Raw genomic sequence first — 677 nt, 5'->3', positions numbered from 1 at the left:
CTGAGACTGTAGAGCTTTATTACCGCTTCAGCGCTAAATTTTTCTCGATTTAAGTTCGTTGCCCAATAAGTAGGCTCACTTTTTCCTTTAGGCCAGCTCGCAATCAATCGATAATTCGTTTTACCTTCCACATCCATATCGACAATAACACTACGACGAATATGCTTTTTAACGTCCTTTTGCTTCTTCTGTGAAAACCGTTTTAACGCGTTACCGTGACGATTAAAAGCAGCTACTACGGTTGGATTAACCGTAGTTTTAGCCCTGACAACATAAAAGCCTCCTGCTGTATTAATTGATTCAAGATACGATAACTTAAAATAACCTCTATCCGCTAAAAACAAGGTGTCGACTAACGATTTAGCATCAGGTAAAAAATCATATTCAGCTTGGCTATCAGGACTCACTGAGATTTCTTCGGGATAACCTTGAAGCACATCCCAACTCACATGAACCTCTATTGCCGCAGGACTTATTTTAGTAAAGCGACCTTTAAAGGTATCTTTTAAACTATCATGCACTGCGAACGAACTTCCGTCTTGCAATACGATGCGTTTAAAATCTGACAGTGTGACTTCTGTACCAAGTATTTGTTGCTGCCATTCATTTAACGCCACATCAACCAGTGATTTCATCAATAGGCTGAATTCAGGCTTACTCAGTTGATTGTGAAACGG

Annotated in this window: 1 protein-coding gene; it reads right to left on the bottom strand. The window is 39.7% G+C overall.

Features of this window, described 5'->3' with window-relative positions:
• Positions 1-677 (bottom strand): IS4 family transposase (locus GQR55_RS20005; protein ID WP_166421968.1); only part of this gene is annotated, 677 nt, incomplete at both ends.

It is taken from the genome of Pseudoalteromonas sp. Z1A8, assembly GCF_011378855.1.
Taxonomy (GTDB): Bacteria; Pseudomonadota; Gammaproteobacteria; order Enterobacterales; family Alteromonadaceae; genus Pseudoalteromonas.
This window is presented reverse-complemented; position numbering and strand designations above follow the sequence as displayed.